This window comes from Bradyrhizobium sp. HKCCYLRH3099, from assembly GCF_051167855.1.
Taxonomy (GTDB): domain Bacteria; phylum Pseudomonadota; class Alphaproteobacteria; order Rhizobiales; family Xanthobacteraceae; genus Bradyrhizobium.
This window is the reverse complement of the sequence record NZ_JBNPTW010000020.1, coordinates 1-19,215: the sequence shown is the minus strand read 5'-3', so window position 1 is coordinate 19,215 and position 19,215 is coordinate 1. Positions and strand designations below refer to the sequence as shown.

14 protein-coding genes are annotated in these 19,215 nt (G+C 66.4%); 9 read left to right on the top strand and 5 right to left on the bottom strand.

Annotation, left to right across the window (positions count from 1 at the left end):
• Window positions 1–20 precede the first annotated feature (20 nt).
• From ACQR1Y_RS28900 to ACQR1Y_RS28890, 3 genes are all read left to right on the top strand, one after another.
• A complete protein-coding gene (locus tag ACQR1Y_RS28900) occupies window positions 21–2,555 on the top strand; it encodes an NF038122 family metalloprotease (protein ID WP_434879135.1) in 2,535 nt (844 codons plus the stop codon).
• Window positions 2,556–2,724: 169 nt separating this feature from the next.
• On the top strand, window positions 2,725–3,882 hold the full coding sequence (locus ACQR1Y_RS28895) for a glycosyltransferase family 4 protein (RefSeq protein WP_434879060.1): 1,158 nt from the start codon (window positions 2,725–2,727) through the stop codon (window positions 3,880–3,882).
• Window positions 3,879–4,889, top strand: coding sequence for a glycosyl transferase (locus tag ACQR1Y_RS28890; protein ID WP_434879059.1), 1,011 nt, complete (start codon window positions 3,879–3,881; stop codon window positions 4,887–4,889). The genes ACQR1Y_RS28895 and ACQR1Y_RS28890 overlap by 4 nt, the downstream gene beginning before the upstream one ends.
• On the opposite strand, the gene ACQR1Y_RS28885 is transcribed toward ACQR1Y_RS28890, so the two are convergent.
• Genes ACQR1Y_RS28885 through rfaD form a run of 4 tightly spaced genes read right to left on the bottom strand, consistent with a single transcriptional unit; the run spans window position 4,875 to window position 10,565 of the window.
• A complete protein-coding gene (locus tag ACQR1Y_RS28885; RefSeq protein WP_434879058.1) occupies window positions 4,875–6,788 on the bottom strand; it encodes an SDR family NAD(P)-dependent oxidoreductase in 1,914 nt (637 codons plus the stop codon). The two genes, ACQR1Y_RS28890 and ACQR1Y_RS28885, sit on opposite strands and share 15 nt — an antisense overlap.
• Window positions 6,785–8,068 (bottom strand): O-antigen ligase family protein, encoded by a 1,284-nt coding sequence (locus tag ACQR1Y_RS28880; RefSeq protein ID WP_434879057.1) that lies wholly within the window; start codon window positions 8,066–8,068, stop codon window positions 6,785–6,787. The genes ACQR1Y_RS28885 and ACQR1Y_RS28880 overlap by 4 nt, the downstream gene beginning before the upstream one ends.
• A complete protein-coding gene (gene rfaE1, locus ACQR1Y_RS28875) occupies window positions 8,065–9,537 on the bottom strand; it encodes a D-glycero-beta-D-manno-heptose-7-phosphate kinase (protein ID WP_434879056.1) in 1,473 nt (490 codons plus the stop codon). The genes ACQR1Y_RS28880 and rfaE1 overlap by 4 nt, the downstream gene beginning before the upstream one ends.
• Before the next feature lie 47 nt (window positions 9,538–9,584).
• Window positions 9,585–10,565: an ADP-glyceromanno-heptose 6-epimerase gene (gene rfaD / locus ACQR1Y_RS28870; protein ID WP_434879055.1), complete on the bottom strand. Its 981-nt coding sequence runs from the start codon at window positions 10,563–10,565 to the stop codon at window positions 9,585–9,587.
• 149 nt (window positions 10,566–10,714) lie between these two features.
• On the opposite strand from rfaD, the gene waaF reads away from it, so the two are divergent.
• Genes waaF through ACQR1Y_RS28855 form a run of 3 tightly spaced genes read left to right on the top strand, consistent with a single transcriptional unit; the run spans window position 10,715 to window position 12,961 of the window.
• Entirely contained in the window at window positions 10,715–11,779 is a 1,065-nt protein-coding gene (gene waaF / locus ACQR1Y_RS28865) for a lipopolysaccharide heptosyltransferase II (RefSeq protein WP_434879054.1), read from the top strand.
• A gap of 57 nt (window positions 11,780–11,836) precedes the next feature.
• Complete coding sequence (locus tag ACQR1Y_RS28860) at window positions 11,837–12,433, top strand: D-sedoheptulose 7-phosphate isomerase (RefSeq protein WP_434879053.1); 597 nt, start codon at window positions 11,837–11,839, stop codon at window positions 12,431–12,433.
• Window positions 12,434–12,961: a D-glycero-alpha-D-manno-heptose-1,7-bisphosphate 7-phosphatase gene (locus ACQR1Y_RS28855; RefSeq protein ID WP_434879052.1), complete on the top strand. Its 528-nt coding sequence runs from the start codon at window positions 12,434–12,436 to the stop codon at window positions 12,959–12,961.
• Here the strand turns inward: ACQR1Y_RS28855 and ACQR1Y_RS28850 are convergent.
• Window positions 12,943–13,989 (bottom strand): glycosyltransferase family 4 protein, encoded by a 1,047-nt coding sequence (locus tag ACQR1Y_RS28850; RefSeq protein WP_434879051.1) that lies wholly within the window; start codon window positions 13,987–13,989, stop codon window positions 12,943–12,945. The two genes, ACQR1Y_RS28855 and ACQR1Y_RS28850, sit on opposite strands and share 19 nt — an antisense overlap.
• A gap of 131 nt (window positions 13,990–14,120) precedes the next feature.
• Between ACQR1Y_RS28850 and galE the strand changes: the two genes are divergently transcribed.
• From galE to ACQR1Y_RS28835, 3 genes are all read left to right on the top strand, one after another.
• Window positions 14,121–15,134 carry a UDP-glucose 4-epimerase GalE gene (galE, locus tag ACQR1Y_RS28845; protein WP_434879050.1) on the top strand — a complete coding sequence of 338 codons (1,014 nt, stop codon included), beginning with the start codon at window positions 14,121–14,123 and terminating at the stop codon, window positions 15,132–15,134.
• A gap of 105 nt (window positions 15,135–15,239) precedes the next feature.
• A complete protein-coding gene (locus tag ACQR1Y_RS28840) occupies window positions 15,240–17,045 on the top strand; it encodes an ABC transporter ATP-binding protein (protein ID WP_434879049.1) in 1,806 nt (601 codons plus the stop codon).
• Between the two features lie 30 nt (window positions 17,046–17,075).
• On the top strand, window positions 17,076–17,774 hold the full coding sequence (locus ACQR1Y_RS28835; RefSeq protein ID WP_434879048.1) for a fumarylacetoacetate hydrolase family protein: 699 nt from the start codon (window positions 17,076–17,078) through the stop codon (window positions 17,772–17,774).
• Window positions 17,775–19,215: the final 1,441 nt, after the last annotated feature.

Below are 19,215 nucleotides of genomic sequence, written 5' to 3'. Positions count from 1 at the left end.
GAATTGCAGGGACTGAGGCAATGTCAGCGTCGCTACAGGGCTCCCCGAACACAACCCAGGCAGGCGACGAACGGACCCCTCCGTCTACGCCCATCGAGCTTCCGGAAGAGGCCGTCGAATCCTTGCTTGCTCAGGGTGATTTCGCCGGCGTCGGCGCCATCACCTCGGTAACGGCAGGCGGGCTGACGATCAATCTGCTGTTCGACACCGCGGCGATGAATGCGCCCGCGAGCTTCCGGGCGGGCATTCAACAGGCCGCGGCAATCCTGACCTCCGCGATCTCGGATCACATCACGGTCAATCTCAAGATCGATTACAGCGGCACCGGAGGCGGCGCGGCTGCCGGGCCGGACAACGGTCAGTGGATGAGCTATTCCAGCGTCCGCTCCAACCTGATCACTAATGCGAGCCCCGGTGACACCACTTTCAATGCCCTGCCCACCGGATCCAGCATTCAGGGACAGTCCTACGTCGCGGTCTGGAATTCGCAGCTGAAACTGTGGGGCGGGCTGAGCGCCAACGACGCGACCACCGATGACGGCAGCGCAACGTTCGCGACCGACATCAATCCCAATTTGCTGGTCGGCGTCGCATTGCACGAACTGACGCACGCCTTCGGCCGCGTCCCCTACGGGCCGCAGCCCGACGTGTTCGATCTGTTCCGTTTCTCCAGTCCCGGCGTCCGCCTGATGACCGGCGGCGCGACGGCGTCGACGGCCTATTTCTCGGTCGATGGCGGCTATACCAAGCTCGGCGACTATGGCCAGTCGTCGGATCCCAGCGACTTCCTGAATAGCGGCGTACAGGGCGCAAACGATCCGTTCAATGAGTTCTATACCTACAATACGCTCCAGACGCTCACGTCCATCGACCTCAAGCAGATGGTCGCCCTGGGGTTTCATCTCATCGGGTCGTCAGGCACCGTCATTCGGACGAATGGCGATACGAGCCTGACACAGGTAGGAAGCTCATACTATCTGAACAGTGTTTCGGGCGGTGTCGGGCCTGTCCTGAAGTACGCCGGCGCGGCCGTCCTCGCCGGCCAGTTCGGCAGCATCGCCCCCATCGGAGCGGTCAAGACAGCCGCCGGCTATGACGTCGCCTGGCAGATTCCCAGTACGAACCAGTTCACGTTCTGGACCACGGACAACAACGGAAACTATACGTCGAACCTGTCCGGGATCGTGTCCGGCAACAGCATCACATCCGAGGCCCTCGAAACCACGTTCGGCCAGGATTTCAACAACGACGGCACGATCGGCGTCACGGCGGCGCTCGTGCACGCCAACGGCGGGACCAGTCTGCTGCAGATCGCAGACGGCTTCTACATGTACGTGAATGGATCCGGGCCGCAGCTCAAGTACGCCGGCAGTCCGTTCACTGTCGGGCAGTTCGGAACGATCGCGCCGATCGCGGCGGTTCAGGTCGGCAACGGCTTCGACGTGGCCTGGAAGGATTCCGCGACGAACAGGTTCACGTTCTGGACGACCGACAAGGATGGCAACTATACGGGCAACCTCACCGGCTTGGTGTCCGCCGGCAGCTTTGCGACCGAGTCGATGGAGACGACCTTCGGCCAGGACTTCAACGGTGACGGCACGATCGGCGTCACCGCGGCCCTGGTGCGCACGAACGGCTCGACCAATCTGCTTCACATCGCCGACACCTACTACATCTACGTGAATGGCAGCGGCCCGCAGCTTAAATACGCAGGATCACCGGTCACGGACGGCATTTTCGGAACGATCACGCCGATCGGCGCGATTCAAACGGCCACCGGCTTCGATGTGGCCTGGAAGATTCCCGGCACAAGCCAGTTCACATTCTGGGCGATCGACTCCAACGGCAACTACAGCTCGAACCTGAGCGGCCTCGTCGATGGAACGTCTGCGTCGGTGAAGTCGTTCGAGCTGATTTTCCAACAGGATTTGAACGGCGACAGCATCATTGGCCCCCCGAGCTCGACGAGTTTGGCTGCCTCCCCCTCTGCGATCCAGACAGCGGCTTCGGGTCCTTCGGCAGGCCACGCTCTCGAGATTTCGGGCACGTTCAGCGGAGAGCTGATTGGCTACGGAAGCACTGCCGACCAGATCAAGATCAGCAGCCTCGCCTTCGCCTCGCTCCGTTCGGTCTATGACGATCAGAGCGGCCAGCTATCGCTGAACGACGGAACGAGCAGCGCAGTCCTGCACTTCGCAGGCCCCGAGCTCCACGATGGCTTCCACTTCGCCGCGGACAGCAACGGCGGTGTGCTCATTTCCGGCGTCAACGCTCCCCCCGCGGCCACCGGTCAGCCGGTCTCCCTTCAGGGACATGACGCCTTCGTCTTCGCCGAGCATTTCGGCAACGTGAGTGTATCCGGCTTCACTCCCGGGACCGACAAGATCGTGTTCAACCAGGGCATCTTCGCTGACCAGGCGGCGCTGCAGGCTGCAATCCATGACGATGCTGCGGGCAATGCCGTCATCACCGATGCGGCGCAGGACACGATCACGATCCAGCATGTGTCGACGGCCGAGCTTCTGTCGCACCTGTCGACCTTCCATTTGGTTTGAAATCCGGCCGTCCCGGTGCGCAGCCGGCGGCCAGCGTTGTCGGGTGGCGCTCTCGCGATCTTTGCGGGGCGGCGCGGCCGGCTTTCCGGCCGCCGCCGGCGGATAACGGCTCGCGCGCGGCGCGGTCTTGGCCTATACGGCGCTGCGACCGCCCGAGACCGTGAAAGTGATGTCCCCGCCCCGCCCTGCTTCGCCGCGCCGCCTGCTTTATGTGGCCAATGAGGATTTCGCCTTCCTGATGCATCGCCTGCCGATGGCACGCGCGGCGCGCGAGGCCGGCTACGAGGTGCATGTCGCGACCAATGTGAATGCGGGCGCGGCCGCGATTGCCGCCGAACGCTTCGTGCTGCATCCGATCCCGTTCCAGCGCGGCGGCCTGTCGCCGTCGTCGGCCTGGCCAACGATCCGCGCCATCCGGGCCGTGCAGGCCGCCATCCGGCCTGACGTCGTACACCATTCGGGGCTGCAGGCGAGCGTGCTCGGCTCACTCGCCGCGCTCGGGCACGCGACCCCGGTGGTCAACGCCCTGACCGGGCTTGGCTACGTCTTTACCTCGTCGAGCTTCCGCTCGCGCCTGCTCAAGCAGGGCCTGCTATGGCTGCTGCCGCGCCTGATGAACCGGGCGTCGAGCTGCGTGCTCGTGCAGAACCCGGACGATCGCGAGGCGCTGCAGGCGATGGGCGTCCGCGCCGACAAGATCACGCTGATCCCGGGCTCCGGCGTCGACACCGAGCGCTTCCAGCCGCTGCCCGAACCGGACGGCCCGATCACCTATGGCTTCGCCGGGCGGCTGCTCACCGACAAGGGCGTCCGCGCCTTGGTCAAGGCGCACCGCATCCTGCGCCAGCAGGGCCGCGACGATCAGCTGCTGATCGCAGGCTCCCCCGATCCGGCCAATCCGGCCTCCGTGTCCGCCGAAGAGATCGAGGCCTGGCGCAAGGAGCCCGGCATCACCCTGCTCGGCCAGATCAAGGACATCACCGAGCTCTGGCGGCGCTGCCATATCGCGGTGCTGCCGTCGCATCGCGAGGGTCTTCCGGTGAGCCTCTTGGAGGCTGCGGCCTGCGGCCGGCCCCTGGTCTCGACCGATGCGCCGGGGTGCCGCGAGATCGCCATTCACAACCAGACGGGATTGTCGGTGCCGGTGGAGGATGCCAGCGCACTCGCCGAAGCGATGGCTAAGCTGGCGACCTCTGCCGAACTACGCACCCACTATGGCGCGGCGGCCCGGAAGCTGGTCGAGGACAAGCTCTCGGCCCGGATCATCGGCCGCTCGGTGGTCGCGCTGTATGATCGCCTCACCTCCGCGACGGGCGCGCCGCGATGATCGCAAATCCAGCGACCATCCTGGCCCTTGTCGCCCTGCTTGCGGCCGTGATGTGCGCCGTGCTCATCGTGCTGCTGCGTCCCCTGCTGCAGCGCTATGCGTTGGCGCGGCCGAACGCGCGCTCCTCGCACAAGATCCCGACGCCTCAGGGCGCCGGGATCGCGGTGATCGGCGCGACGCTCGTGGTCGGCGGCGCGTTCGCCTCCGTGATGGGCTTTGCGCCACTGCTGATGCTGTTCATCGCGGTGCCGATGCTGGCGCTGGTCGGCCTGGTCGATGATGTCAGACCGATCCCCGTGCTGCCGCGCTTCGTCCTGCAGGGGCTGGCCGTTGCGCTCGTGATCTTCACCGCGCCCGACGACCTCAGGCTGTTTCCGATCCCGCTTGCGGTCGAGCGCACGCTGCTGCTGATCGCGGGGCTCTGGTTCGTCAACCTCGTCAATTTCATGGACGGGCTCGACCTGATGACCGTGTCGGAAGCGGTGCCGATCACGGCGACACTGGTCCTGTTCGGCGTGTCCGGATCACTGCCGTGGCCCGCCACCGCCATCGCAGCCGCGCTCGGAGGCGCCCTGCTCGGCTTCGCGCCGTTCAACCGCCCTGTCGCCAAGGTCTTTCTCGGCGATGTGGGCAGCCTGCCGATCGGCCTCCTGCTCGGCTGGGGCCTGCTGCATCTGGCGTGGCAAGGATATGTGGCGGCGGCGCTGCTGCTGCCGCTGTACTATCTGGTCGATGCGACCTTCACCCTGCTGCGGCGGATGGCGCGGCGCGAGCCGTTCTGGGCGGCGCACCGCACGCACTTCTATCAGCAGGCGACCGACAACGGCTTCACCGTTGCGCGTGTGGTCAGCGAGGTCTTCGTGCTCAATCTCTGGCTCGCCGCGCTGGCCGGCGCCTCGGTCGCCTTGCAGTCGATGGCGGCGGATGGGCTCCTGCTGCTCGCGGGCCTTGCCGCCGTCGCCTTCGTGCTCCGCCGCTTCTCGCGGCCGCGATCAGGCGGCGCTTGAGCCGAACTCCGGCACGGCATCCTTCAGCACCGACTTGATCGTCACCGGGTCGTTGCGCGTGATCGCCTGGTCGAGCGCCGCGATCCAGGCCTTCAAGGTCGGCATCGGCGGCTCGTTCGGCGTGGCCGCCATGATGCCGGCCACACCGATCTCGACCGGGGGCTCTTCGCTGGCGAACAGGATCTCGTTGAGGCGCTCGCCCGGACGGATGCCGGTGAACTTGATCTCGATGTCGTAGCCCGGCTGCAGCCCTGAGAGGCGGATCATGCGCTCGGCCAGCTCGACGATGCGGACCGGCTGGCCCATGTTCAGCACATAGACCGACACATCCGGGCGCTGCGGCGCCAAGGCGTGCGAGGCTGCAGTGATGACGAGATCGCAGGCCTCGCGGATGGTCATGAAGTAGCGCACCATGTCCGGATGGGTCACGGTGACCGGGCCGCCCGCCTCGATCTGCGCCTTGAACTTCGGCACGACGGAGCCGTTGGACGCCAGCACGTTGCCGAACCGCACCGAGATCAGCCGCATCGGCGGCCGGCCGGCGGGACGCTCGGCGAGCTGGCGATCGAGCGCCTGGCAATACATTTCGGCGAAGCGCTTGGTGAGGCCGAGCATCGACACCGGCTCGATCGCCTTGTCGGTCGAGATCATCACCATGGCCTCGGCGCCGGCGGCCATCGCGGCGTCGGCGACGTTGATCGAGCCAAAGATGTTGGTCTTGACGCCCTCGCTCCAGTCGCGCTCCAGAATGGGCACGTGCTTCAAGGCGGCCGCGTGAAACACCAGATCCGGCTTGAACTCGCCGACCAGCGCGAACACGCGGTCGCGATCGCGGATGTCGGCGATGCGGCCCTCGACGGCGACATTCGCCTCGGGGTCCGCCGCGAGCGCCTCGGTGATCGCATAGAGCGCCGGCTCGGAGTTCTCGAGAATGAGCAGCCGCGCGGCGCCGAAAGCCACGACGCGCTGGCAGATTTCGGCACCGATCGAGCCACCACCGCCGGTGACGACGACGGCCTTGCCCTTCACCAGCGCTTCGAGCCGGCCGTAATCGATCTTGTGGCTCGGCCGCAGCAGGAGATCTTCGACCGCGACCGGCGCCAGCCGTGGCGCATCCCCGCTCTCCAGCGACGGCAGCCGGCTGACGATCAGGCGCAAGCGGCGCGCGCGCATCAGGAACGTCTCCGGATGGCAGTCGGGCTCGAACGCAGTCGGCATCATCAGCGCGCGCGCGATCGGCCGCTCGCGCCGGGCGAAATCGGCGGCGACGTCTTCGACGTCATCGATCCCGCCGAGCACGGGAACGCCACGGATCAATTGGCCGCGATCGGCCGCGGACGGCGAGAGAATGCCGATCGGCCAGATGCGCTTGACGGCGCCACTTTCGATGCCGCGCAGCACCACCTCGGCATCGGCGGCGCGGCCGATCAGCAGTGCCGGCGCGGCATCGTCCGACCTGGCGTGCCGGCGCACCCGCGTGTAGCGGAAGTAGCGGTAGGCGAAACGCAGCGCGCTCAGCCCGAGGATCTCGAGGAACCAGTACAGGATGATCGTGAGCTTGCCGAAGAAGAACGTGCCGCGCACGTTCGGCGCCACGATGATGTAGTCGAGCACCAGCAGCGCCAGCGTCAGCACGGTCGCCACGCGGACGATGTTGAGCGCATCCGGCAGCGAGATGAACCGCCACTTCGTGGTCAGCAGATTGGAGAAGTAGAAGACGATGAAGCTGAAGGCGATGAAGTAAGGCAGGAGCTGCAGCAGCAGCGGCACCCGCTCCCAGAAGGAGCTGGCGCCTTCGAAGCGGATGTAGAACGCCGCGAACAGCGCGACGACGCTGACCAGGATGTCATGCGCCGCGATCAGCAGGTTCCGGTAGGTCAACTGGGCCAGACGCGTCATGACGTGACAGGCCCCTGTGTCGTCTCGGCCTGCGCCCGCGATCTCAGTACCATGCCGCCGGCCACGCCGACGCCGATCACATACATCCACCCCTCGTGGAAATCGAAGATGTGCGAGTTGAACAGCGAGGTGAAGATGTTTTGCACCACCACGAGCAGGCCGATCCACGGTACGAGCCCCTCGCCACGGAACAGCAGCAGATGCACGGCCCACATCGCATAGAGGATGATCACGCCGAGCGCGCCCCATTGCACCGCGACGTTGAGCGTCTGGTTGTGCGGGTTGCCGATCACCTGGCCCGAGGCAAGCTCCTTGGTTCCGCTCGCGGCGAGCTCGAACAGATGGCGCGTCGAGCCGGAGCCATGGCCGATCAGCGGCGCCTCGGCGAAGAAGCGCAGCGATTTGCGCCAGTATTCCAGGCGCTCCCCGATCGAGGTCGTGGCGCGATCGTTCCGATAGTCGTCATACTGGCTGGTGAACGTCGCGACCTTCGCCTGCAATTGCGGCGAGACCGCCCATGCCGCGAAGCCGAGCCCGAGAGCAGAGACCGCGATCAGGAGGTTGGCGCGCCATTGCAGATGCATCAGGCCGAACACCGCGACCAGGATCGGGATCGTCACCAGCGCCGTGCGCGAGACGACGACGAAGGCCATGTTCGCGAGGAAGGCGATCATCAGCGCCGTCAGCAGAGAGGCCTGCCAATAGCGGCGCGAGCGCAACAGCTGCGCGATCGGATAGGCCAGCGCCACGGCGCAGAGCGAGAACTCCTGGCCCTGGTCGATGTAGTTCTTCACGAAGATGCCGCGGTCGGCATTCGCCTTCAGCGCCAGCGCCGGATTGAACGCGACCGCCGTCGACGCCACGACCATCAGCGCGCAGGAGCCGAGAAAGGCCGCGAACACCCACAGACCGCGCTCGGAGCGCTGGAAGTGATAGAACAACGCCGGCAGCACCAGCAGCTTGGCCGCCGGTCCGACCGCATACAGCCGCGCCCCCCAGGCAACGTCGGACCACAGCGTTCCGAGCAGCGCCAGCAGAAACAGCCCGATCGGCGCCAGCGCGATCGGCCGCTTCAGCACCTGCAGCAGGCGGTCGATGTCGAGAAACGGCACCATCGTGATCAGCATGACCACGCCAAGGATCGACACCAGCGACGTCGACCACGGCAGCGAGACCGCGAGCAGGATCGCAACGACGTCGGACGTGGTCCGCCATGCCGCGGGATCGCGCCAGCGGCGCACCAGCAAGGTCGGGCCGGGATGGCCTGCCAGCGCGCTCATCGCTTGTCGCTCCGCGCGCGATCCACCAGCGCCGTCGTGCTGTGTCCCTTGAGGATGTCGATCAGCAGGACCTCGCCGCCATGGGCCTCGACGACCTCATGTCCCACCACCTGCTCACGCGTATAGTCGCCGCCCTTGACCAGCACGCTCGGCCGGACCAGTTCGATCAGGCGCAGCGGCGTATCTTCCCCGAAGATCGCGACGGCATCGACCGCCTCCAAGGCCGCCAGCACTTCGGCGCGCGCGCGCTCGTCCTGCACCGGCCGGCTTTCGCCCTTCAACCGCTTGACCGAGGCGTCGCTGTTCAGCCCGACCACGAGGCGGTCGCAGGCGGCGCGCGCTGCCGTCAGCACCTTCACATGGCCGGGATGCAGGATGTCGAAACAGCCATTGGTGAAGCCGACGCGCAATCCGTCGCGGCGCCACGCCTCGACGCGCACGACCAGATCATCATCGCCGGTGATGATCTTCTCCTCGGCCGCGAGATAGGCATGCGGCAGGATCTTGCGCCGGAGCTCGGCCGCGGTCACGCTGGCGGTGCCCTGCTTGCTGACGGCGACGGCCGCCGCCGCGCTGGCCATGCGCAACGCGTCCGCCCAGCCGGCGCCGGCCGCCAAGGTCGCCGCCAGCACGGCGACCACCGTGTCGCCCGCGCCGGAGACGTCGCGCACCTTCACCGGATAGGCCGGCACGTGGACCGGATCGCCTTGCCGCGGCACCAGCGTCATGCCGCGCTCGCTCTGCGTCACCAGGATCGCCTCGCAGTCGGCGAGGTAGATCGCATCTTGCGCGGCCACGGCGATCTCCTGCTCGGTCTCGGCGCGGCTGCGCGTGGCTTCCGAAAACTCCTTGCGGTTCGGCGTCAACACGCTGGCGCCGCGATAGATCGCGAGATTGGCGCTCTTCGGATCGACGATCACCCGTTTGCCTGCCTTGCGCGCGGCATCGATCACGTTTCGCAGCACGCGCGCCGTCAGCACGCCTTTGGCGTAGTCCGACAGCAGCACGATGTCGGCGCGTGCGAGCAAGGGCAGGATGGCCGCGATCAGCGTCTGCTCAATCTCGCCGCTCGCGGGGGCAGCACGCTCCCAATCGGCCCGCAGCATGTGAGTGGAGAAATGCTCGGAGACGAAGCGCACCTTGCGGGTCGTCGGCCGCGCGGGATCGCGCACCAGCACGCTCTCGATGCCGGCCTCCTTGGCGAGTTCGGCCTCGAGCTGATCACCGGCCGCGTCCTGCCCGATGAGGCCGACGAACACGCAGCGCGCGCCGAGGGCGGCGATGTTGCGCGCGACATTTCCGGCGCCGCCGATGTTGGTCTCGCTGCGCCGGACGGCGATGACGGGCGCAGGCGCCTCCGGCGAAATCCGTGACACCTCGCCATAGACGAACTCGTCCAGCATGAGGTCGCCGACGCACAGCACCGTCTGGCGGGCGATCGCTTGCGAGAGATCGTCGAAGTCGAACATCAGCGGCAGTCTCGATACGTCTGGATGGGGGTCAGCGTGATCATGCTCTAGCGGAATCGATCGGCCGAATCGAGATAGCCGCGGACATAGTCGGCGACGGCGTCCTCGAGCGAGGTGAAGCCGCCATTATAGCCGGCGGCCTGCAGCCGGCGGACGTCGCTCTTCGTGTAATATTGGTAGCTGCCGCGAATCGCCTCGGGCATGTCGACGTACTCGATCCGCGGCGTGGCTCCGAGCGCAGCATAGGCCGCCAGCATCATCTCCTTGAAGCTGCGCGCCTCGCCCGTGCCGACGTTGAACAGCCCGGACACGGACGGCGAGGCCAACAGCCACATCATCACGCGCACGATGTCGTCGACATAGATGAAGTCGCGGCGCTGGTCGCCGTCCGCAATGCCCTCGCGATGCGACTTGAACAGCTGGATGGTGCGGCCGGCCTTGATGTCGTCGAAGCGGCGGGCGAGCACGCCGACCATCGGTCCTTTGTGGTACTCGTTGGGCCCGAACACGTTGAAGAACTTCAAGCCTGCATATTGCGGCGGCAGCTTGTCGCCGCGCTCGGCGCGCGCCGCCACCGCCATGTCGAACAGATGCTTGCTCCAGCCATAGAGGTTCATCGGCCGCAGCGTTTTCAGCGCGGCGAGCGAGGGATCATCGACGAAGCCCTGCGCTCCGTCGCCATAGGTGGCGGCCGAGGAGGCATAGATGAACGGCGTGGCGCTCGCCGTGCACCAGTCGAGCAGGCGAAGCGAGGTGCGGAAGTTGGTCTCGATGACGAGATCGCCGTCGACCGCAGTGGTCTCGGAGATCGCGCCGAGATGCAGGACCGCGTCCAGGCGGCGGCCGTTGAGCCACTCGCCGAGTTCCGCCGGCGGCACGACGTCGGCGAGCTGCCGCTTGGCCAGATTGCGCCACTTGCCCGCGCTGCCGAGCGTATCGCACACCACGACGTCGGTCCGGCCGGCGTCGTTGAGCGCCGCCACCAGATTCGATCCGATAAACCCGGCGCCGCCGGTCACCAGCAACATTGCGCAACCCGTCCTGATCCCGAAAACCCGGCCCTCGCGTAGCGCATGCGGGGCCAAAGTGTAAGCGGTTTGGTGACGGCAGCGCTCGCCCACTTTACCTGCGGCGGCCGAGCGGCTACCAGCGCCGCGCACAGGCAAGCGGATAAAGAATGAACGTGAATTCGGCCAAGGTCGAGGTGGACGCCGACGACGCCAGCCCGATCCTGATCATCCCCTACATGTGGATCGGCGATTTCGTCCGTGGCCACACCGTGGTGCGGGTGCTCAAGGAGCGCTGGCCGAATCGTCCCGTCGACCTGCTGGTGACGTCGCTGTGCGCCCCGCTGGTCGATTACATGCCCGGCGTCCGTTCCGGCATCGTCTGGGACCTGCCGCGCAGCCGGCTGGCTTTGGCCAAGCAGTGGCACCTCGCCAGCCTGTTGCGCGAGCGTCACTATCGCACCGCTTTGGTGATGCCGCGGACCTGGAAGTCGGCGCTGGCGCCCGCGCTGGCCGCGATTCCCGAGCGGGTCGGCTTCGTCGGCGAATTCAGGTTCGGGCTGCTGAACCGCTGGCGCTGGGGCGAGAAGAAGCTGCCGCGCTTCATCGACAAGAATGCCGCGCTGGCCCGTCCGGACGGCGCGCCGCTGCCTCAGGAATGGCCCGTGCCGCAACTGAGGGTGCCGTCGGAGGATTTCGCACGCTGGCGCGAGGCCAATGGCCTCGGCAATCGCCCTGCGGTCGCGCTGGCGCCGGGCTCGGTCGGCTCCGGTAAGCGTTGGCCGTTTTACGGTGAGGCAGCGCGGCTGCTGATCGCCGCCGGCCTCGACGTTTGGGTGGTCGGCGGTCCCGGTGAGAAGGCGCTCGCCGCGGAGATCGTGTCTCAGGGAGGGCCTGACGTCCGCGACCTCACGGGAACCGATCTGCGCAACGGCATCCTGGCGATGGCGGCGGCCGGTGTCGCCATTTCCAATGATTCGGGCCTGATGCACATCGCGGCGGCGCTGGGCACGCCGACCATGGGCATCTTCGGCCCCACCAGCCCGTACCACTGGGCCCCCCTGAATGGTCTCGCCGCGACGGTGCAGACCAAGACCCAGGTGCCCTGCCAGCCCTGCCATCGTCCGGTCTGCCGCATGAACGACCACCGCTGCATGCGCGACATCCCGGCCACCGACGTGGCGACGCTTGCGCAGCAGATCCTGGCCAAGGCCGCGATCCCGGTGGGACCCTAGCTTGCGCCGCAACGCCGCGCCCCCTACACCGGCCCTGTTGCCATCCGAGCCAGCACCGTGACCTCCGTACCGGACAGCCTGATCGCCAGCCATCTCGCCCGCTCGCAAGCCGCGATGGCGCGCGCCGCTTGCGATGCCGCGATGCTCGCGAGCGCCGAGCGGATCGCGGCTGAGATCATCGCGGCGCTGCGCGGCGGCCATAAGCTGCTGATCGTCGGCAATGGCGGTAGCGCGGCGGATGCGCAGCATATCGCCGCCGAGATCGTCGGCCGCTACAAGCAGGAGCGGCCGGCCTATGCCGCGATCGCACTGACCACCGACACCTCGGCGCTCACGGCAATCGGCAACGACTACGGCTTCGATCACGTTTTTGCCCGCCAGGTCGAAGGCCTCGGCGTCAAGGGCGACGTGCTGCTGGCGATCTCGACCTCGGGCCGCTCGCCGAGCATCCTCAACGCGCTGCGCAAGGCGCGCGAGCGTGGGCTGGTCACGATCGGCTTCACCGGCGCGAAGGGCCTTGCCATGGCCGAGCTGTGCGACGAGTTGCTGGTCGCGCCGAGCGACGACACGCCGCTGATCCAGCAGATCCACCTCGCCACCGCGCACGGCATTTGCGAGACCATCGAGGCGGCCTTGATGCGAGACCAGCCCTAGATGACGAATGCCCAGCTCAAGCCCGCGGCGTTTCTCGATCGCGACGGCGTCCTCAATCACGACGACAACTACATCGGCTCCCCCGACCGCATCCGCTGGATGCCGAATGTGGGTCCTGCGATCCGGCGGCTCAATGAGACCGGCTATCACGTCTTCCTGTTCACCAACCAGTCCGGCGTGGCGCGCGGGCTGTTCAGCGAGGACGACGTGCTCAGCCTGCATGACTGGATGCGCGCGGAGCTTGCGGCGCAGGGCGCCGTGATCGACGACATCCGCTATTGCCCGTACCATACCGAGGGCTCCGTCGCGCAATATCTGCGCGAGCATCCCTGGCGCAAGCCACAGCCCGGGATGATCCTCGACCTGATGCAGCACTGGCCCGTGCAGCGCGAGGGCAGCTTCGTGATCGGCGATCGGTCGTCCGACATCGCTGCCGCGGAAGCCGCCGGTCTCCCCGGCTTCCTGTTTGCCGGCGGCGACCTCGATGCGTTCGTCGCCGACGTCATTGCTCAGACCAGGCCGCGATAGACCGCGGCGATCTTGTCGGCTTCGGCTTCGAGGCTGAACTTGTCCACCACGCGCGCTCGCGCCTTTTCACCCATCGCGAGCGCCGCATCCGGATCCCGCATCAGCGGCTCCAGCGCGGTCACCAGCGCATCGATATCGCCGGGCGGCACCAGCCTGCCCGTGACGCCCTCCTCCACCACGATCTCGGCGGCGCCCGCGCGCGCGGCGACCAGCGCGGCGCCGGCGGCCATGGCTTCGATCAAGGTCAGGCCAAAACCTTCGTTGCGCGAGGTGAACGCGTAGATCGTCAGCCGCTGGTACCAGCGCTGCACCTCGGCGATGTCGAGCTCGCCGGTGATGACGATGCGCTGCTCCAGGCCTGCGGCCGCGATCTGCTTTTTCAATTCGCTCGCGAACGGCATCTGCTCGGGCGTCACGGCGCCGACCAGGACGGCGGAGAACTCCGGATAGCGCGGCAGCAGCCGGCACATCGCGGCGACGAACACGTCGCTGCCCTTCTGCGCGCGCACGCGGCCGAAGCAGCCGATGGCGTATTTGCCGGGAAGTCCGCTCTCGGCGAAGGCCGCGGCGCGATCGACGGGCGGCTGATACACCTCGGTGTCGACGCCGTGCGTGATCACCGTGGCCTCGCGCTTCAGATAGGACGCCGAGATGTCACTCGTCGCGATGATCGCGTCCATGCGGCGGATCAGCCAGCGCGTGATCCAGCTGTGATGGCGTTGCGCGGCTGATGTGAACACCAGCTTCAGCGGCCAGCCGAGCGCGCGCATCATCACGCCGACGATCATCTCGTCGTTGCGGCGCGCATGCCAGATCAGCGGCCGCCGCCGGCCCCACAGCTTCAGCACATCGGTCACGCCGATCCGCGCGATCCCCTCCGGCGCATACGACCCGAACCAGGCCGCGCGCACCAGCTTCGCCAGCTTCGGCGCCACCATGCGGTTGGTGGCCGTCACCCCGGAATAGCGCCGGTGCAGGTTCGGCACGATCACGTCGAGATCGGCGGCGGAAAACGGCTCGGAACCCACCCAATCACTCCAATTTTAGCGGTTCCCTATACGGGACATTGAGCACCGCCGCCAGTTCGCATCCCCGTTCAAGAAGTCCTTCATTTCATTGGCGTTACCGTGCCTGAAAACAACAGGGATTGCGGCGAACGATGACTGTATTGGTGACGGGCGGCGCCGGTTATATCGGCAGCCACATGGTGCTCGCTTTGGCAGAAGCCGGCGAGGATGTCGTGGTGATCGACAACCTCTCGACCGGCTTTTCCGCTTTCGTGCCCGACGGCGTGCCGCTGTTCATCGGCGATGCTGGCGACGAGAACCTCGTCGACGGCGTCATCAGCCAGCACGGCGTCGACAGCATCATCCATTTCGCCGGCTCGGTCGTGGTGCCGGAGTCCGTGCGCGATCCCTTGCTGTATTACCGCAACAACACCATGACCACGCGCAGCCTCCTGAACGCGGCGGTCAAGCGCGGCATCAGCCGCTTCATCTTCTCCTCGACCGCCGCGGTCTATGGCGAGCCCGAGCAGGTTCCGGTTCTCGAGACCGCGCCCACGCGCCCGACCTCGCCCTACGGCACCTCGAAGCTGATGGCGGAGATCATGCTGCATGACGCGGCCGCGGCGCATGACCTCAACTATGTCGTGCTGCGCTATTTCAACGTCGCAGGCGCCGATCCGCAGGGGCGCATCGGCCTCGCCACGGTCGGCGCCACGCATCTGATGAAGATCGCGATGGAGGTCGCCACCGGCCAGCGCGCCAAGATCGACATCTTCGGCACCGACTATCCGACCCCGGACGGCACCGCGATCCGCGACTTCATCCATGTCAGCGACCTCGCCCAGGCGCATCGCGCCGCGCTGGCCTATTTGCGCACCGGCGGCGCCTCGGTGACGCTGAATTGCGGCTATGGCCGCGGCTATTCGGTGCTCGAGACCATCGAGGCCGTCCGCCGCGTCTCCGGCCGCGCCATCCCGACCCAGTCGATGCCGCGCCGCCCCGGCGACATCGTCAGCATGGTCGCCGACACCAGCCGGCTCAAGGCCCTGCTCGACTGGACGCCGGCCTACGACAATCTGGAAACGATCGCCGCCCATGCGCTGGCCTGGGAGGAGAAACTGTTCCTGGAACGCCACAGCGGCGCCTTGCAGCGGGCCTCGGCGTAGAATCAAGCACTTAGCCGGAGAGCGGGGGGCTTGAAAAAGCCGCCCCGAGCGGGCAAGCACACCTGTCCGCTCCGGCGATTTGCCGAGGGGCGGCCAGGGACCAGAATGGCCGAATTTCCCAAGAAGATCACCGACGATCCCTATGGCGCCGCGATCCTGATCCGCCGCCTCGTGATGGAACAGGGCCTCGTCTACTGGCGCCGCTATCTCACCGCCTTCGCGCTGATGGCGGTCGCCGCCGGAGCGAGCGCCGCGGCGACCTACGTGCTCGGCCAGGTCATCAACAAGGCCTATGTCGAGAAGAGCATCCCCGGCATCGTCGCGCTCTCCGGCGTCACCGTGCTGCTGCTGTTCGTCAAGGGAATCACCACCTACAGCTACGCCGTCATCCTGTCGAAGATCTCCAACGCCATCCTCGCCAACAATCAGCGGCAGCTGTTCGCCAAGCTGATGAACGAGAGCGTCGGCTTCTTCTCCGAGCGCCATTCCTCGGAGTTCCTGGCCCGCCTCACCTCCGGCGCCAAGTCGATCACCGACATCCTGAGCATGTTGATCAACGCCATCGGGCGCGATCTCATCACGCTGATCAGCATGATCGCCGTGATGGTGCTGCAGGATCCCTGGATGTCGCTGCTCGGCCTGCTCGTGGTGCCGCCGGCGATGCTGGTGCTGCGCAAGCTCGTCAAGCGCATCAAGGGCCTTGCCTACAGCCAGTTCACCGGCAATGCCGACATCCTGGAGACGATGCAGGAATCGCTGCAGGGCATCCGCACCGTCAAGGCGTTCACGCTCGAGGACACGATGCGCGCGCGCATCGATGCCAACATCGCCGCCGTCGAGCAGAACGCCAACAAGATGGCCCGCGTCTCCAACCGCTCCAATCCGCTGATGGAGATGCTCGGCGGCTTCGCCGTCGCCGGCTGCCTGATGTATGCCGGCTATTCCGTGGTCGCGCTCGACGCCACGCCCGGCCAGTTCTTCTCCTTCATGATCGCCTTCCTGATGGCGACCGAGCCGGCCAAGCGCCTCGCCCGGCTCAACATCGATCTCAACAGCCAGCTCGTCGGCGCGCGCATGCTGCTCGAAGTCGTCGACAGCCCCGCCAGCGAAAAGCCCGATGACGACAAGCCGGCGCTGAAGCTCAATCAGGCCAGGATCGAGCTGCGCGACGTCTCCTTCGCCTATCGCGACAACGAGCCGGTGCTCAACCGGATGAGTTTTGTCGCCGAGCCCGGCAAGGTGACCGCTTTGGTCGGCCCGTCCGGCGGCGGCAAGTCCACCGTGCTGGCGCTGCTGCTGCGCTTCTACGAGGCGACCGGGGGCGACATCCTGATCGACGGCCAGTCGATCTCGCAGGTGTCGCGGCGGAGCCTGCGCGAGCAGACCGCCTATGTCGGCCAGGACGTCTACCTGTTCCGCGATTCGATCCGCGCCAACATCGCCTTCGGCAAGCCCGGCGCCACCGAGGCCGAGATCATCGAGGCGGCGAAGGCGGCCTGTGCGCACGACTTCATCATGGGCTTCCCGCTCGGCTACGACACGCCGGTCGGCGAGCACGGCACGCAGCTCTCCGGCGGCCAGCGCCAGCGCATCGCGGTCGCCCGCGCGCTGGTCCGCAATGCGCCGATCATCCTGCTCGACGAGGCCACCGCGGCGCTGGACTCCGAGTCGGAGCGCCAGGTGCAGGAGGCGATCGAGCATCTCTGCCAGAACCGCACCACCATCGTCATCGCGCATCGCCTGCACACCATCATGAACGCCGACGCCATTCTGGTCGTCGAGGCCGGCGACATCGTCGAGCGCGGCCGGCATGACGATCTGTTGCGCCGTGGCGGCCGCTATGCTTCGTTCTTCCGCCTGCAACAGCGCGACATGGGGCCGAACGTCATCCCCATGACCGCGACGTCCTGATCCATTCATTTCACCGCATCGAGACCTTTCATGAGCTCCACCGTCATCCCGGCCTTCCCGCAGCCTTCTCTTCCCGTCCAGGGCGAAGCCGGTGTCTTCCCGGTCCGCCGCATCTGGTGCGTCGGCCGCAACTATCTCGAGCACATCCGCGAGATGGGCAATGACGAGCGCGACCCGCCGTTCTTCTTTGCGAAGCACGCCGACATGCTGGCGCCCGAGGGCGCGGTCATCCCCTACCCGCCGCTGACCACGGACATGCATCACGAGGTCGAGCTGGTGGTCGCGCTCAAGAGCGGCGGCCTGAACATTCCGACCGACAAGGCGCTCGACCACGTCTACGGCTACGCCGTCGGCATCGACCTCACCCGCCGCGACCTGCAGCTCGCCTCCCGCAAGATGCAGCGCCCCTGGGAAGTCGGCAAATCGTTCGACCATTCCGCGCCCTGCTCCGCCGTGGTGCCCGCGTCCAAGATCGGCCACCCGTCGAAGGGCAAGATCTGGCTGTCCGTCAACGGCACCGAGCGCCAGACCGGCGACCTCTCCGAGCTGATCTGGAACGTGCCGGAGATCATCTGGAAGCTCTCGCAGCAGGTCGAACTCGCCGCCGGCGACATCATCATGACCGGCACGCCGGCTGGCGTGGCGGCGGTCGTCGCCGGCGACAAGATCGAATGCGGCGTCGACGGCGTCGGCACGCTGAAGGTGAGCATCGGGCCGGCGGCGAAGTAAGCCGACGCGCCTCGCAAGGCGGCCTCAGCGCCGCAGACCTTCCAAAAGGCCGCGCCCAGCGCGGCCTTTTTCGTTCGCGCCTTCCCGCAACGGCCACACTCTCACACCACGGCCGGTCCACTCCCCTCCCCCTTGCGGGGAGGGGCCGGGGGTGGGGGTCCCCGAACTCCGCTCTCTCGATCGCGCACGCATACTTGGCGCAACGTTCTCACGCCGCGTGAGGAGAAAAAACTTCCCGCATCCCAAGAAAATTCAGCGCCCGGAGACCCCCACCCCCAACCCCTCCCCGCAAGGGGGAGGGGAGCTCACCGTCCGCGCGGCATGCTGCATCCTTCCGTCATTGCAAGCGGCAACACTGATCCACAATCTCAAACAGCATCGGGCTGATCAGGGACACGAGCACCCACGCTCTCGCGACGCATCCCGCGCCCGAGTTGTGCTCCAGATCCCGCCCTCTTCCAAATGGAGGGCGCGAGGAAGGCCGGACCTCGGCTGAGGCCCGTGGCCCGCCTGCAAACAAAAAAGCAGGCGGCAGTCACCACGAGTACAGCCGGACAGACCCGGCCTTCCCCGCGCGATGGTTTTAACAAGCTATAGCGCGCTCTTCCTGGTGCACCGGGCTTTCTGGCCACCATCCCCAACGTGACGCCGCCAGGCATCGTCGCCGGGTTGATACTAGCATCGGAGTATCAGAACCACACGCCTTCACCGTCCGCGATCCGCACGGTCGTCCGTGCTCATCACACGCCGCCGCCCGCGTCCACCGCATCCCCTTGCCAACGTCCGTGACGACCGCGAACCGTCCCCTACCGTGCAACGGGATGGCCGGGACTATAATGCTGATTTGGCGAAATCACCAAATGGTTTATGTTTTTCGGAAGACCTTGACAGGACTTGGCACGATGGCTGTGATTTGCCCGACGACCGGCTTCGCAGCGTTCACACGAGGGCGAACCGACGGACCAATTGACAGTCGCCAGCGGACCACCAAGGTTGCGCCCAGAACAAGCATGGGTCATTGCTGACCTGCAACAGTGAGCGCCGCGGCCCGGAACACGAATGGCAGACGAACCTTACGATCACGAGTTCTGGATGGAAGTGGGCCGCGTCGCATATGAGCAACTGGACCGGCACGGATTCTCGGCGGCAGCCTACGCAACCAAACTGGCAGAACGCGCGCTCGCTGACGGCGATACTGATGAACATCGATTCTGGATGGCAGTCGCTGCGTGCAATAGACTGCGATAATCCATGTCTCACTCATGAGGCATTCGTCAGATCGACAGTTGCATAGCCCGTAGGGCGGATTGGCCGAAGGCGTAATCCGCCGTCTCTCTGTAGACAGGAAGCGGCGGATTACGCTTCGCTAATACTACTGAGTCAAAAATCGACGATATGGCCGGCTGAGAATCAAGTATTTGTAGAGATTCAGACTTTCACG

Excerpts from the sequence above, each read along its gene's own strand:
- rfaD (WP_434879055.1), bottom strand. The coding sequence starts at position 10,565 with ATGTTGCTGGTGACCGGCGGCGCCGGGTTTATCGGATCGAATCTGGTG.
- galE (WP_434879050.1), top strand. The coding sequence starts at position 14,121 with ATGACTGTATTGGTGACGGGCGGCGCCGGTTATATCGGCAGCCACATG.
- ACQR1Y_RS28840 (WP_434879049.1), top strand. The coding sequence starts at position 15,240 with ATGGCCGAATTTCCCAAGAAGATCACCGACGATCCCTATGGCGCCGCG.
- ACQR1Y_RS28885 (WP_434879058.1), bottom strand. The coding sequence starts at position 6,788 with ATGACGCGTCTGGCCCAGTTGACCTACCGGAACCTGCTGATCGCGGCG.
- ACQR1Y_RS28835 (WP_434879048.1), top strand. The coding sequence starts at position 17,076 with ATGAGCTCCACCGTCATCCCGGCCTTCCCGCAGCCTTCTCTTCCCGTC.
- ACQR1Y_RS28890 (WP_434879059.1), top strand. The coding sequence starts at position 3,879 with ATGATCGCAAATCCAGCGACCATCCTGGCCCTTGTCGCCCTGCTTGCG.
- ACQR1Y_RS28880 (WP_434879057.1), bottom strand. The coding sequence starts at position 8,068 with ATGAGCGCGCTGGCAGGCCATCCCGGCCCGACCTTGCTGGTGCGCCGC.
- ACQR1Y_RS28895 (WP_434879060.1), top strand. The coding sequence starts at position 2,725 with ATGTCCCCGCCCCGCCCTGCTTCGCCGCGCCGCCTGCTTTATGTGGCC.
- rfaE1 (WP_434879056.1), bottom strand. The coding sequence starts at position 9,537 with ATGTTCGACTTCGACGATCTCTCGCAAGCGATCGCCCGCCAGACGGTG.
- waaF (WP_434879054.1), top strand. The coding sequence starts at position 10,715 with ATGAACGTGAATTCGGCCAAGGTCGAGGTGGACGCCGACGACGCCAGC.
- ACQR1Y_RS28900 (WP_434879135.1), top strand. The coding sequence starts at position 21 with ATGTCAGCGTCGCTACAGGGCTCCCCGAACACAACCCAGGCAGGCGAC.
- ACQR1Y_RS28855 (WP_434879052.1), top strand. The coding sequence starts at position 12,434 with ATGACGAATGCCCAGCTCAAGCCCGCGGCGTTTCTCGATCGCGACGGC.